The organism is Pseudomonas baltica, assembly GCF_031880315.1.
GTDB lineage: Bacteria > Pseudomonadota > Gammaproteobacteria > Pseudomonadales > Pseudomonadaceae > Aquipseudomonas.
In genome coordinates this window covers 1,140,086-1,153,544 of record NZ_CP134771.1, presented here as the reverse complement: position 1 = coordinate 1,153,544, position 13,459 = coordinate 1,140,086, and the positions used below count along the sequence as shown (strand labels likewise).

The following is a 13,459-nucleotide window of genomic DNA, read 5'->3' as shown; positions in this document are numbered from 1 at the left end:
CGGCCTCCTTCAGAGCCCGAACACCTCCAGGGCATGGGCCAGGCTGGCCGCTGACAGTTCGCCCAGATGGGTGCCCACCAGGCGGCCATCCGCGCTGTAGAACAGGGTGGTCGGCAAAGCGGCCGAACCCACCTGTTGCGCCAGCGCCGTCTGTGGATCGAACAGCACCTGGGAGCTATCGATACCGACAGTGCCGAGAAAGGTGCTGACATCCGCCACGCTCTCGCCCTGATTGACCAGCGCGAAGGCCACTTGCGGATAATCCCGCATGGCCTCGCGCAGCACTGGCATCTCGCGCCGGCAGGGCGGACACCAGGTGGCCCACAGGTTGACCACCATCGGCCGCCCGCGCGCGTCCGCCAACGGCACCACCAGGCCTGTCGAGTTTTGCAGATGCAGCGCGGGCAAGCGCCGATCTTTATCGAGCTGTTGTGTGGTGATGCTCACCAGCGTCCACAGCAGCAGGCCAGCACTCATGCCCCAGCCCAGCGGACGCCGGAGCGATGCACGCCGCCAGCCGATCAGCAGCGTGCCCAGCACTATCGTCACGACCCCGGGCCAGGCCAGGAAGCCGCCATCGCGCAGGTCGATCGCCTGCAGCGGATCGCTGTGGTACTGCGGCCAGTATTGGATGATGAAACCCGCACGCGCCATTAGCAGGGCGATTGCGAACAGCCAGAATATGACCGATTCCCCCGTCCGTTTGCCAGGTCGCCGACGCTCGATCCCCCATGCCACGGCCATGCCTAGGCCGACCGCCGCCAGCAGGCTGAGGTGTTGCAGCGACAGGGCGAAGGGCCCGAGGTTGAAGCTCAGCATGGGCGGGTATCCAGAGTAAGAGGTGATCTTGCAGGCCTCTTCGCGGGCAAGCTTTGCTCCTACAGTTCATGTGTGGGCAAAGCTTGCTCGCGAAGAGGCCGGCACTGCGCATGGCAACGCGCATAGGTATACGGTGGCCACACGTCAAAGCATGAGTCCATTCGGTTAACCGCGGATTAACGGTATTCCTGCAGCCGTCGATCAGGTAGCCAGTGGGGCTATAATCCTCGCTTAATCGGCTTCGACCATGCTCTCCACCGACCTGTGCCCTTCTAGCCTGCGAGAACCCCCATGCACGTACTGCTTTGTGAGGATGACGACCTGATCGCCAGCGGTATTGTCGCCGGGCTCGGCGCCCAGGGGCTGATCGTCGATCGCGTGGCCACCGCCGCTGCGGCGCAAAGTTTGCTGCAGACCGCGCATTTCGACGTGATGGTGCTCGACCTCGGCCTGCCCGACGAAGACGGCCTCAAGCTGTTGCAGCGCCTGCGTCATCAGGGGCAAGTGCTGCCGGTACTGGTATTGACTGCCCGCGATGCGGTCACCGATCGGGTTGCCGGGCTGCAAGCCGGCGCCGACGATTACCTGCTCAAGCCGTTCGACCTGCGCGAGCTTTGCGCTCGCCTGCACACCTTGCTGCGCCGCGCCGCCGGGCGCACGGTCAATGTCATCGAGCACGGGCCGCTGCGGTACGACCCCAGCAGCCGCGAGGCCTGGCTGGGCGAGGTGGCGGTGGACCTGTCGCGGCGCGAGCAAGCCTTGCTGCAGGCGCTGTTGCACAACCGCGGCCGAGTCCTTTCGGGTGATCAACTCAAGGACAGCGTCTACGGCTTCAGCGACGAGGTCGAAAGCAACGCCCTCAATGTGCATATCCACCACCTGCGGCGCAAATTGGGCAACGGCATCGTCGAGACGGTGCGCGGCCTCGGCTACCGTCTGGGGCCCGCGAAAATACCGACGCAGGAGGGCGCATGAGCCTGCGTCTGCGCCTGAGCCTGATTCTGGGCGGTGCCTTCATCCTGATCTGGGCACTGGCGGCCGCCTGGATGTTTCGCGATCTGCGCAATCAGATGATGTTTTCCCTCGATCAGCGCCTGGTGGCTTCGGCGCGCATGGTCGCCGGTCTGGTCGATCAGCTGCCCGCGCCGCTGTCGACCCAGGGCAGCGGCACGCATTTCAGTGCCGATCAGCTGAGCATTCCCGACGGCATGGCGTGCCAGGTCAGTTCTTTGCGCGGCGAGATTCTGGCCCGCAGCCACAGCAGTGTCGAGCAGATGCTGGATGATCAAAAGAGCGGCTTCCACGATCAAGTCATCGATGGAGCGCATTGGCGCAGTTTTACCCTCGCCCGTGACAACGTGCGCATCACCACCGCCGACCGCCAGCAGGAGCGTGAAGCACTGAACACCTCAATGCTGATGGCGGCGTCGGCACCTGTGCTGATGGCGCTGCTGGGCAGCCTCGGGGTGCTGTGGCTGGGGGTGCGCCAAGGCCTCGCGCCGCTGCACCGCATGCGTGATGCCCTGACCCGACGCAGCCCGGACTCCCTCGAACCCTTGCAGATAGACCGCCTGCCCAGCGAGCTGCAGCCGTTGCAGGCGACCCAGAATGCGTTGTTTTTGCGCATTGCCCGCACCTTGGAGCGTGAACGGCGGCTGACCGGTGACGCCGCCCATGAGCTGCGCAGCCCGCTGACGGCGGTCAAGACCCATCTGCAAGTGGCGCGCATGACTGACGGCAGTGTGCGTGAGCAAGCGCTGGAAAACGCCGAGCTGGGCGCCGATCGCTTGCACCGTACGCTGGAGCAATTGCTGCTGCTGGCGCGGGTGGAGGGCAGCCTGTCGTTCGATGACGGCGTGCAGTGCACGGCTGAACAGGTCGCGCGACTGGCCATCGAGGATGCCAGCCATGGCGACCGCGAACGTATCGATCTGCAGATACCGCAGCGTCTGTCCGGCGCCTGCCTGGAGATGCCCTCGGCACTCGCTATCGCGGCCTTGCGCAATCTGCTCGACAACGCCCTGCGGCACAGCCCGGTCACCACTGCGGTGGTGTTGCGCCTGCGCGCCGATGCCGGGCAGGCACTGTTCGAGGTCGAGGATCAGGGGCCGGGCATTGCGCCCGCCGACCTGCAGCAACTCACCCAACGCTTCTGGCGCAGCGGGCCGCAAGCAGGCTGCGGCTTGGGCCTGGCCATCGTCCACGCGATTGTCCAGCGCTGCGCGGGTCAACTGGACTTCGACAATCGCAAGGGTGGCCTGCGCGTGCTGTTGCGGCTGCCACTGCGCACGAATGCGTCGATCAGCCCTGAGTATGATGGACCTTCGACCCTGGCTCAGGGCGCTGCGGCAAGAACGCGTTCGCACACACACGATTTGTAACGCTGCGAGGGTCGCTCGTTGCCCAGGTGGAGCGTATGTTGACGCTGGCCCTTTCGGGGCCTTACCACTCTGGAGCAGGAGTCATGATATGGATATCTACCCCCAAGTCCGTCCCGCCAAGGCCAGTGATGCCAGCCTTGTCAGTCGAATTCTCATCCGCTCGTTCCGAGCCGGCTGCGCTCTCGATCATCGTAACAACCCGTTGTTGGTCAATGCCTGGCTGCGCCGCCATTCGGCCGAGCAGGTGAGCGCGTGGTTATCGGACAGCACCGCCCAGGTCGAGGTCGCCTGGCTGCAGGGCAAGCCGGTCGGCGTCGGCATGGTGCGCAACACGGGCGAGGTGAGCCTTTGTTACGTGTTGCCGGAGTTTTTCCGTCGTGGTGTCGGGCAGAGCCTGATGAAGTCTCTGGAGCGGCATCTGGCCCGCATCGGCCAGGCGCGGGTGCTGATCTACAGCACGCTCACCGGCCAGGGTTTCTATCAGCGCCTGGGCTATCGTGAAAACGGCCAGGCGTTGCGGGTGGCGAGCGTGCCGTTGCGGCCGATGCACAAGCCGTTGCCGCCCTTTGAGGCTTGAGCGTGTCCTCAGTCGGCCTTGCCGAACAGCATGCAGGTGGTGGTGCCGGTAGCGTAAAGACGGCCATTGGCGTCGACGATGCGGCCCTCGGCGAGGGCCGTGGAGCGGCCGACGTGCACCACCTTGCCTTCAGCGCGAACCGGGCCGGTGGCCTCGTTCATGCCGCGAACATAACTGATGCGCAGGTCCAGGGTGGTATAGCCCTGGCCCTTTTGCAGGCGGGTATGAATCGCACAACCCATGCACGAATCCAACAGGGTTGCGGCATACCCGCCATGTACCGCCCCTAGAGGATTGTAATGCCTGGCATCCGGGGTGCCCTGAAAGGTGAAGGTGCCAGGTGACCATTCGATGGGCACGAAATCAAGCAACACGCCAATGGGCGGGCAAGGCAGTTCGCCGCGGGCGATGCCTTCGAAGAACTCTTTCGGTTCCAGGGCGCTGACCTGCGCCATGCTCAGGGCGCCTGGTTCACCCAGGGTCGCGCGTATGGCCGCTTCCTGGGCTTTCCATTGGGCAAGCACTTCTTCCAGAGAAAGGGTCTGCATCGGGGCGATTCCTTGTTCGAGTCGAGGAGGGTGCTGCAATAGTATTATGATCGAAATATCAGTGCTGGTCGTATAACCGCCAAACTCCGTGACAAACAGGCCGACTTTGGTGCGCGGAGCCGGCCGCGCGAACTGCCGCCGACGGTTTTTGTTATCCTGCGCGCTTTCGGACGGTGCCACGCGAGCGCCGCCAATTTCATCGAAGGATGATTGCATGTCTGCCAAGCCTCTAGCCCCACCGCTGCGCTTGTCCCGCAGCGACCACAAGACTTTAGGTCTGGCCGCCTTGGGCGGCGCGTTGGAGATCTACGATTTCATCATTTTCGTGTTCTTCGCCCTTACCCTCAGCCAGCTGTTTTTCCCGCCTGAGATGCCCCAGTGGCTGCGCCTGCTGCAAAGCTTCGGTATTTTCGTCACCGGCTATCTGGCCAGGCCCTTGGGCGGCATTCTCATGGCGCACTTCGCTGATCGCATGGGGCGCAAGAAGGTCTTCAGCCTGAGCATCCTGATGATGGCCCTGCCATGCTTGTTGATCGGCGTGATGCCCACCTACGCCGAGATCGGCTACGCCGCTCCGCTCATCCTGCTGGCTCTGCGCATCCTGCAAGGCGCCGCAGTGGGCGGCGAGGTGCCGAGCGCCTGGGTGTTCGTGGCCGAGCACGCCCCGGCCGGGCGTCGTGGCTATGCCTTGGGTTTCCTGCAGGCGGGGCTGACGTTCGGCTATCTGATCGGCGCACTGACCGCCACGGCGCTGGCGCAGTTGTTTTCCCCGCAAGAGATTCTTGCTTACGCCTGGCGCCTGCCGTTTCTGCTGGGTGGTGTGTTTGGCGTGATCGGCGTGTGGTTGCGACGCTGGCTGAGCGAAACGCCGGTATTCCTGGCACTGCGCGAGCGTAATATGCAACGCCAGGAATTGCCGCTGCGCACTGTACTGCGCGAGCACCGCAAGGCAATGTGGCCGGCGGTCATCCTCACCTGTGTGCTGACGTCCGCCGTGGTGGTGCTGGTGGTGATTACGCCAACCTTGATGCAGCAACGTTTCGGCATGACGGCCAGCCACACGTTCGCCCTCAGCAGCCTGGGCATCGTATTCCTCAATATCGGCTGCGTGCTGGCAGGCCTGTTGGTCGATCGCATCGGCGCATGGCGGGCGCTGCTGGTCTACAGCCTGCTGTTGCCGATCGGAGTGGCCGGGCTGTATGCCAGCCTGATCGGTGGCTGGTCCTGGCCGGGAGTGGCCTACGCCTTGGCGGGGCTGGGATGCGGCGTGGTCGGGGTGGTGCCGTCGGTGATGGTCGGATTGTTCCCGGCCGATATCCGCGTCTCAGGTATCTCATTCACCTACAACATCGCCTACGCCGCCTGGGCCAGTACCACGCCGCTGTTGCTGATCGCGCTGGTGCCCTGGAGCCCGTGGGTGTGTGTCGGCTATTGCCTGGTCATGGGCACGGTCGGTGCGTTGACCGCGCTGCGTTTTGCACCTTCGCCGGGCAAGCCGGCGACGGCAGTGGCGACTGAGCATCCTTGAGCTGCGCGTTCCTTCCCTGCACAAAGGCCCTCTCGAGGGCCTTTTTTGCATCTCTTAAAAATCCCTAAATATGGGATGTGTATTTATATATTGAGATATTTGCCGGGTCGGCGTTATAGTCGTTGCCAGTGACTCCACGACCTCACTGTCAATAACAACTCAGGTGAAGCGATGCAGGCGCAATTGATCGCGCTCGATTGGGGAACGACTTCCTTGCGAGCTTACAAACTTGGCGCGGCCGGTGCGGTGCTCGACCAGCGCGGCCTGTCCTACGGGATCATGGCGCTGCCCGATATGCCTCGTATCATCCACGGTCAGCTGTGTGAAGACCGTTTTGAACTGGCCTTCGACGAAGCCTGTGGCGATTGGCTCGATGCCCAACCAGGCATTGCCGTGATCGCCTGTGGCATGGTCGGCAGTGCCCAAGGCTGGCAGGAAGTCCCTTACTGCCCGACGCCCACCCAGGTATCCGGACTCGGTAGCCAGTTACAGCGGCTGCGCAGCCGGCGCGGCGTCGATGTCCATCTGGTGCCCGGGGTGATCCAGCGGTCGCGGTTGCCCAACGTCATGCGCGGTGAAGAAACTCAAGTGCTCGGGGTACTCGAGGATCTGCCTGCCGAGCGCCTCGATGCGCCCTTGCTCATCGGCCTGCCTGGCACCCATTCGAAATGGGTGCAGGTGATCGAGGGTCGCATCGAGCACTTCGATACCTTCATGACCGGTGAGGTCTATGGGCTGCTGTGTGCTCACTCGATCCTCGGTCGCACCCAACAGCGCAGCGAGCACTTCGACCTGCAGGCATTCGATTGCGGCGTCCAGGTGGCGCTGTCGGACGCCGGTGATCTCGGTGTCCTCTCGAATCTGTTCAGTGCCCGCACGCTGGGCCTTACCGGGCAGCTGTCGGGCGCCGAGCAGGGCGATTACCTGTCCGGTTTGATGATCGGCCACGAGCTGCGCGCTGTGGCCCAGGCCCAGCGTCGTCAATCCGCAGGTGCGCAATTGCCCGAGGTGGTGCTGATTGGCAGCGATGCCTTGTGCCAGCGCTACCAGCGGGCCTTGGCCGATGTCGGCTTCAGTGCCGTGAGCCAGGCGCCGCAAGCCACCGAGCGCGGTTTATGGAGCCTGGCCTGCGCGGCCGGGCTGGTAACTTCTTCGTTCAAGGATCTTCGACATGCCTGACATTCATACGCGCGATCTCCTGGCTCAAGCCCTGGCCAGCAACGGTTTGATCGCCATTCTGCGTGGTCTGCAACCCAGCGAGGCCGTAGCCATGGGCAAGGTGCTGTACAGCGCCGGGCTGCGCATCATCGAGGTACCGCTCAATTCGCCGCAGCCGTTGCAAAGCATCAGCCTGCTGCGTGAGCACTTGCCTGCCGATTGCCTGATCGGTGCCGGCACCGTGCTGAGCCCGGTCCAGGTGGCCGAGGTCAAGGCAGCAGGGGGGCAGTTGATCGTCATGCCCCATAGCGATCCTGCCGTGTTGCAGGCCGCCAAGGCTCAAGGCCTGTATCTGGCGCCCGGCGTGGCAACCCCCACCGAAGCCTTTGCGGCGCTGGCAGCCGGCGCCGATGTGCTCAAGTTGTTCCCGGCCGAGGCGCTGACGCCAGCGGTGGTCAAGGCGTTGCTGGCAGTGCTGCCCAAGGGTACGCGGCTGGTGCCGGTGGGCGGCATCACCCCGGACAACATGGGTGCGTTTGTAGCCGCCGGTGTCGCAGGCTTCGGCCTGGGCTCCGGGCTGTACAAGCCGGGCATGAGTGTCGCCGAAGTTGGCGAGCGGGCCCAGGCCTACGTGGCCGCCTGGAACGCCCTGCACCACTGAAATACCCCTAATTCGAACATCGACAAGAGAAATAAACGATGAAAATCACCAAGCTCACCACCTATATCGTTCCTCCGCGCTGGCTGTTCCTCAAGGTCGAGACCGACGAAGGCGTCAGCGGCTGGGGCGAGCCTGTGGTCGAGGGGCGTGCGCACACCGTGGCGGCCGCCGTCGACGAGTTGTCCGATTACCTGGTCGGCAAGGACCCACGCAATATCGAAGACATCTGGACCGTGCTCTATCGCGGCGGCTTCTACCGCGGCGGCGCCATTCACATGAGCGCCCTGGCAGGTATCGACCAGGCCCTGTGGGATATCAAGGGCAAAGCCCTGGGCGTGTCGGTCAGCGATCTGCTGGGCGGGCAGGTGCGCGATCGCATTCGCGTGTATTCCTGGATTGGTGGCGATCGCCCGGCCGACACCGCCCGCGCGGCAAAAGAAGCGGTAGGTCGGGGCTTCACGGCGGTGAAGATGAATGGCACCGAAGAACTGCAGTTTCTCGACACCTTCGACAAGGTCGACCTGGCCCTGGCCAACGTCGCGGCCGTGCGCGACGCAGTGGGGCCGAATGTGGGCATCGGCGTCGACTTTCATGGTCGCGTGCACAAGCCCATGGCCAAGGTGCTGATGAAGGAGCTCGACCCCTACAAGCTGATGTTCATCGAGGAGCCGGTGCTCAGCGAGAACTACGAGGCGCTCAAGGAATTGGCTCCGCTGACCAACACTCCGATTGCTCTGGGCGAGCGGTTGTTTTCCCGCTGGGACTTCAAGCGCGTATTGAGCGAGGGTTACGTCGATATCATCCAGCCAGATGCTTCTCATGCCGGCGGCATCACCGAAACCCGCAAGATCGCCAACATGGCCGAAGCCTACGACGTCGCGCTGGCCTTGCATTGTCCATTGGGGCCGATCGCGTTGGCCGCCTGCCTGCAGCTCGATGCGGTCTGCTACAACGCCTTCATCCAGGAGCAGAGCCTGGGCATCCACTACAACGAAAGCAACGACCTGCTCGATTACGTGACGCATCCCGAGGTGTTCGATTACGACAATGGCATGGTGAAGATTCCCAACGGCCCGGGTCTGGGCATCGAGATCAATGAGGAATACGTGAAGGAGCGCGCCGCCATCGGCCACCGCTGGCGCAACCCGATCTGGCGTCATGCTGATGGCAGTTTTGCCGAGTGGTAAAACGCCGTATCACATCAATGGTTGTGTCTGAGCCGGCGAAGAGGCCGGTGCAGGCAACACCATGGTCGCGGTAAAACACATCCACCTCCAACAAAGACAACAAGAGGTATGTGCGATGCAGACTCGAACCCTGGCCGCTTCGGCCTCGGCGGCGACGTTGGCTACGCCCAGTCGCAAGCGCTTTTTCATCATGGTGCTGCTGTTCATTACCGTGGTGATCAACTACCTGGACCGCAGCAATCTGTCCATCGCCGCCCCCGCGCTCACCCGTGAGCTGGGCATCGATCCAGTTCACGTGGGCCTGGTGTTTTCGGCCTTCGGCTGGACCTACGCAGCCATGCAGATCCCCGGGGGCTGGCTGGTGGATCGGGTGCCGCCACGGATCCTCTACAGCCTGGCGCTGGCGTTGTGGTCTTTGGCCACGGTGATGCTCGGTTTTGCAGGTAGCTTCGTCGCGCTGTTCGTACTGCGCCTGGCGGTCGGGGCGCTGGAAGCCCCGGCTTATCCGATCAACAGCCGCGTGGTCACCACCTGGTTTCCTGAGCGCGAGCGCGCGACGGCCATTGGTTTCTACACCTCCGGGCAATTCGTCGGGCTGGCGTTCCTGACCCCTGTGCTGGCCTGGCTGCAGCAGACCTTCGGCTGGCACATGGTGTTCGTCAGCACTGGCGTACTGGGCGTGGTCTGGGCCGGGGTGTGGTACTGCCTGTACCGCGAGCCGCGGGATTTTCGTGGCGTCAACGACGCCGAGGTAGCGCTGATCCAGGACGGTGGCGGGCTGGTGGACATGCAAGCCAAAGCGGCGCGGACCAAGGCTGCATTCAGCTGGCGTGACTTGGGCATTGTGCTGTCGCAGCGCAAATTGTGGGGCATTTACCTGGGCCAGTATTGCCTCAACTCGACGCTGTGGTTTTTCCTGACGTGGTTTCCCACCTACTTGGTGAAATACCGGGGCATGGACTTCATCAAGTCCGGCTTGCTGGCGTCCGTGCCGTTTCTCGCCGCCTTTGTCGGCGTGCTCTGCTCAGGATTCTTCTCCGATTGGTTGATCCGTCGCGGCGCCAGCATCGGTCTGGCGCGCAAGCTGCCGATCATTGGCGGCCTGCTGATTTCGACGGCCATTATCGGGGCCAATTTCGTCGATTCCACGCCGCTGGTGATTGCCTGCCTGGCGCTGGCATTCTTCGGCAACGGCCTGGCATCGATCACCTGGTCGCTGGTCTCGACCCTGGCACCAGCGCGTCTGCTGGGGCTGACCGGGGGTATGTTCAACTTCATCGGCAATCTGTCGGCGATCAGCACGCCCATCGTCATCGGTTTCCTGGCCACGGGCGATTCCTTTGCGCCGGCCATTACCTATATTGCCGTGACGGCCTTGGTGGGGGCGCTGTCGTACATCCTCCTGGTGGGCAAGGTCGAACGGATCGTGCTCGAAGGCGAACCTGAGCCGCATCCTTGATCCAGCTGGTGCTGCGGGGGCTGGATGCCCATAATGAGCGGGCTTTTTCATCGGATCAGACAAGGCGTTTTCATGCAGGATGATGCATCCAGACTTGGCAAAGACACACCGCCGACCGGGACCCAAACCCTGTTGCGCGGCCTCGCAGTGGTGCAGGCGGTGGCGGCAGGTGCACGCGATCTGAAGGCGATCGCCCAGCAGATCGGCACCACACGCAGTACCACGCACCGGCTGGCCAGTTGCCTGGTGGAGGAGCGTTACCTGCGGGTGTTGCCGCAAGTGGGCTATCTGCTGGGGCCACGGCTGATCGAGCTGGGTTATCAGGCACGCGAGGAAGTGCCATTGGTGGCGTTGGCGACCGGGTATCTGGACGAGTTGTCGCAACTGACCGGCGATACCGTGCACCTGGCGGTTCGCGATGGCGATGAAGTGCTGTATCTGCACAAGAATCCTGGTCGCAATGGGCCGGAAATGCGCTCACGGGTTGGTCATCGCATGCCACTGGCACGCACCGGGATCGGCAAGGCGTTGTTGCTCGACAGTACCGAGCAGGAATGGCAGCGCTTGTACCTGAGCAGCCTACCCATGGGGGCGGTGCACAGTGGCCGGCCCAATCATGTCGAGCAGACCTGGGCGCAGGTGCTGGAAAGGATGCAGACTTATGTGGCAGGGGGTTATGCCTTCGATCTGGAAGACAACGAACCGTCGATTCGCTGCGTCGCCGCGCCGATTCGCGAGGTCGGTGGGCAGATCATCGCGGCCATCAGTGTGGCAGGCACGGTGCCCTATATGCCGCTGGAGAAGATGCGCGAGTTGACGCCGCTCGTGCAAAAGGCGGCGCGCAGTATCAGTGCCGAGTTGGGCGGCTGATTCAACTGTAGCGAGCGGGGCTCGCCCCGAGAGCGGTTTGCCAGATACCACGAGGGTGATGGTAAAACTGCAATCGGGGGCGTACCCCCTCGCTACATGTGGGTTGCAGTCTTAACCCTTCAGCGTCGCCATATCGATCACGAAACGATACTTCACATCCCCCTGGATCATGCGCTCGAATGCTTCGTTGATCTGGCGGATATCGAGCATTTCGATATCGCAGGTGATGCCGTGCTCGGCGCAGAAATCCAGCACTTCCTGAGTCTCGGCGATGCCGCCGATCAACGAGCCAGCCAGCACGCGGCGCTTCATCACCAGCTTGCCTGCATGCACTGCAGGGTCGATCGGCTCGATCAGGCCCACGAGGATGTGCACGCCGTCGAAGCGCAAGGTATCCAGGTAGGGGTTGAGGTCGTGCTGTACCGGAATGGTGTCGAGCAGGAAGTCGAAGCGTTCGGCAGCGGCCGCCATCTGCGCCGCGTCGGTGGAGACGATGACGTGATCGGCGCCCTGGCGACGTGCTTCTTCGGCCTTGGCTGCGGAGCGCGTGAACAGGGTGACTTCAGCGCCCATGGCTTTGGCGAACTTGATGCCCATGTGGCCCAGGCCGCCCATGCCGAGGATGCCGACTTTGTCACCGGCCTTGACGCCGTAGTGCTTGAGCGGCGAATAAGTGGTGATGCCGGCGCACAGGATCGGCGCGGCGCTGGCCAGGTCGAGCTTGGCCGGGATGCGCACGACGAAGCGTTCGCTTACCACGATAGCGTTCGAGTAGCCGCCCATGGTGGTGGTGCCGTCGACGCGGTCCGGGGTGGCGTAGGTCATGGTCGGGCCTTCGGAGCAGTATTGCTCAAGGTCCGCCTTGCAAGCTTCGCAATGGGCGCAGGAGTCGACCATGCAGCCGACGCCGACGGTGTCGCCGACTTTGTAGCCGCTGACGCTGGCGCCGACGGCGGTGACTTTGCCAACGATTTCGTGGCCGGGCATCAATGGGTACATGGCGATGCCCCACTCGTTGCGGGCCTGGTGGATATCGGAGTGGCAAACGCCGCAGTAGAGGATCTCGATCGAGACATCATCGGCGCGCAGTGCACGACGCTGGAAGTTCATGGGCGCCAGTGGGCTGGTAGCGGTTTGAGCGGCGTAGCCGATTGCAGTGAACATGGTGATACCTATGCAGCAGAGTTAGCCGCCCATTGTCCCTTTGCGCGAGGGGCAGAGCCATGGCGATTCCTCCGGCACCCTTGTCCATTCCTCCGAAAGTCAAACGATTCAGCCTGGTACTTTGCTGAAATCTGCGATCATGGGCATGTCTGATCCTCTGGTAAGCCGCCCTTTATGTTGACCCGTCACCTCAATGCCAACGCCACGCTGGTGTCGTTGATCCGGCCGTTGGCCACCTGTTCCGGTTTTATCGCTACGTTGCTGCCCGATGTGCGGCTGGTGTGCGCCTATGGCCAGGTCGCGCGGTGTCCGCAGATCTACGAGCCGAGCCTGATCGTCATCGCCCAGGGCAGCAAGATTGCCTACCTCGAAGGGCGCACCCTGGAATATGGCGCCGGGCACTACCTGGTGCAGGCACTGCCGGTGCCCTTCGAGTACGAGACGTTTGCCAGTCAGGAGCAACCCCTGCTGGGGGTGTATATCCGCTTTGATCGGACCATGCTCGCCGAGCTGGTGCTGGAGATGGGTGAAGAGGGCGCCCCGAGTGCCCAGGCGCAAACACCGGCATCGATGGTTTCGGCGGTCCTTGACGCCCCTATGCGCGAGGCCGTGGAGCGCTTGCTGCGTTGCCTGCAGGACCCTCTCGAATCGCGGATCATGGGGCCGGCGCGGCTGCGCGAGGTACTGTTCGCAGCGTTGCGCGGCAGCCAGGGCGGGGTGTTGCGGGCGTTGGTGCAGCAACAGGGTCAAATGGCACGAGTGGCCGCTTCGTTAAATTATCTGCACCAGCATTTCAGCGACAACCTCGACGTGGCCACGCTGGCGAGTTTTGCCAATATGAGCCCGTCGACCTTTCACGAGCACTTCAAGCGCACCACGCATCTGTCGCCACTGCAATATCTCAAGCGCCTGCGCTTGCTCAAGGCGCAGCAGTTGCTGGCGGCCGAGGGGCTCGGGGTGGCGCAGGTAGCGCATCGAGTCGGGTACCAAAGCACCTCGCAGTTCAGCCGCGAGTACAAGCGCTATTTCGAGCGTAATCCGGGCCAGGAAACGGTGCAGCTGTCATGAAAAAGCCCCCGCAGCATCGACGCTGCGAGGGCTTTTTGA

At 63.1% G+C, this 13,459-nt stretch carries 12 protein-coding genes and 1 pseudogene; 10 read left to right on the top strand and 3 right to left on the bottom strand.

Annotation, left to right across the window (positions count from 1 at the left end):
• Window positions 1-9: 9 nt before the first annotated feature.
• Window positions 10-819 (bottom strand): TlpA family protein disulfide reductase, encoded by an 810-nt coding sequence (locus REH34_RS05200; RefSeq protein ID WP_226506636.1) that lies wholly within the window; start codon window positions 817-819, stop codon window positions 10-12.
• A gap of 291 nt (window positions 820-1,110) precedes the next feature.
• Here REH34_RS05200 and REH34_RS05195 point away from each other — a divergent pair, with 291 nt between their 5' ends.
• From REH34_RS05195 to REH34_RS05185, 3 genes and pseudogenes are all read left to right on the top strand, one after another.
• On the top strand, window positions 1,111-1,794 hold the full coding sequence (locus REH34_RS05195; RefSeq protein WP_226506635.1) for a response regulator transcription factor: 684 nt from the start codon (window positions 1,111-1,113) through the stop codon (window positions 1,792-1,794).
• A pseudogene (locus REH34_RS05190) lies at window positions 1,791-3,107 on the top strand (ATP-binding protein); the annotation flags it as partial. The gene REH34_RS05195 and the pseudogene REH34_RS05190, both read left to right, overlap by 4 nt.
• 181 nt (window positions 3,108-3,288) lie before the next feature.
• Complete coding sequence (locus tag REH34_RS05185) at window positions 3,289-3,777, top strand: GNAT family N-acetyltransferase (protein ID WP_226506633.1); 489 nt, start codon at window positions 3,289-3,291, stop codon at window positions 3,775-3,777.
• Window positions 3,778-3,785: 8 nt separating this feature from the next.
• Here REH34_RS05185 and REH34_RS05180 read toward each other — a convergent pair whose 3' ends face one another.
• Entirely contained in the window at window positions 3,786-4,325 is a 540-nt protein-coding gene (locus REH34_RS05180) for a PaaI family thioesterase (RefSeq protein WP_226506632.1), read from the bottom strand.
• Between the two features lie 214 nt (window positions 4,326-4,539).
• Between REH34_RS05180 and REH34_RS05175 the strand changes: the two genes are divergently transcribed.
• The 6 genes from REH34_RS05175 to REH34_RS05150 all read left to right on the top strand — a co-directional run bounded on the left by REH34_RS05175 (window position 4,540) and on the right by REH34_RS05150 (window position 11,188).
• Window positions 4,540-5,853 (top strand): MFS transporter, encoded by a 1,314-nt coding sequence (locus REH34_RS05175; protein WP_311970984.1) that lies wholly within the window; start codon window positions 4,540-4,542, stop codon window positions 5,851-5,853.
• Between the two features lie 171 nt (window positions 5,854-6,024).
• Window positions 6,025-7,032: a 2-dehydro-3-deoxygalactonokinase gene (locus REH34_RS05170; RefSeq protein WP_311970983.1), complete on the top strand. Its 1,008-nt coding sequence runs from the start codon at window positions 6,025-6,027 to the stop codon at window positions 7,030-7,032.
• Entirely contained in the window at window positions 7,025-7,672 is a 648-nt protein-coding gene (locus REH34_RS05165) for a 2-dehydro-3-deoxy-6-phosphogalactonate aldolase (RefSeq protein WP_311970982.1), read from the top strand. The genes REH34_RS05170 and REH34_RS05165 overlap by 8 nt, the downstream gene beginning before the upstream one ends.
• Window positions 7,673-7,710: 38 nt before the next feature.
• Window positions 7,711-8,859: a galactonate dehydratase gene (gene dgoD, locus REH34_RS05160; RefSeq protein ID WP_311970981.1), complete on the top strand. Its 1,149-nt coding sequence runs from the start codon at window positions 7,711-7,713 to the stop codon at window positions 8,857-8,859.
• 115 nt (window positions 8,860-8,974) lie between these two features.
• Window positions 8,975-10,318, top strand: coding sequence for an MFS transporter (locus REH34_RS05155; RefSeq protein ID WP_311970980.1), 1,344 nt, complete (start codon window positions 8,975-8,977; stop codon window positions 10,316-10,318).
• A 72-nt stretch (window positions 10,319-10,390) separates the two neighbouring features.
• Complete coding sequence (locus tag REH34_RS05150) at window positions 10,391-11,188, top strand: IclR family transcriptional regulator (protein WP_311970979.1); 798 nt, start codon at window positions 10,391-10,393, stop codon at window positions 11,186-11,188.
• 111 nt (window positions 11,189-11,299) lie between these two features.
• Here the strand turns inward: REH34_RS05150 and REH34_RS05145 are convergent, their stop codons facing one another.
• The gene (locus REH34_RS05145; protein ID WP_226506625.1) at window positions 11,300-12,352 is read right to left on the bottom strand and encodes an NAD(P)-dependent alcohol dehydrogenase; all 1,053 of its coding nucleotides are present in this window, start codon (window positions 12,350-12,352) and stop codon (window positions 11,300-11,302) included.
• Between the two features lie 174 nt (window positions 12,353-12,526).
• Between REH34_RS05145 and REH34_RS05140 the strand changes: the two genes are divergently transcribed.
• The gene (locus tag REH34_RS05140) at window positions 12,527-13,420 is read left to right on the top strand and encodes an AraC family transcriptional regulator (protein WP_311970978.1); all 894 of its coding nucleotides are present in this window, start codon (window positions 12,527-12,529) and stop codon (window positions 13,418-13,420) included.
• The last annotated feature ends 39 nt before the right edge of the window (window positions 13,421-13,459 follow it).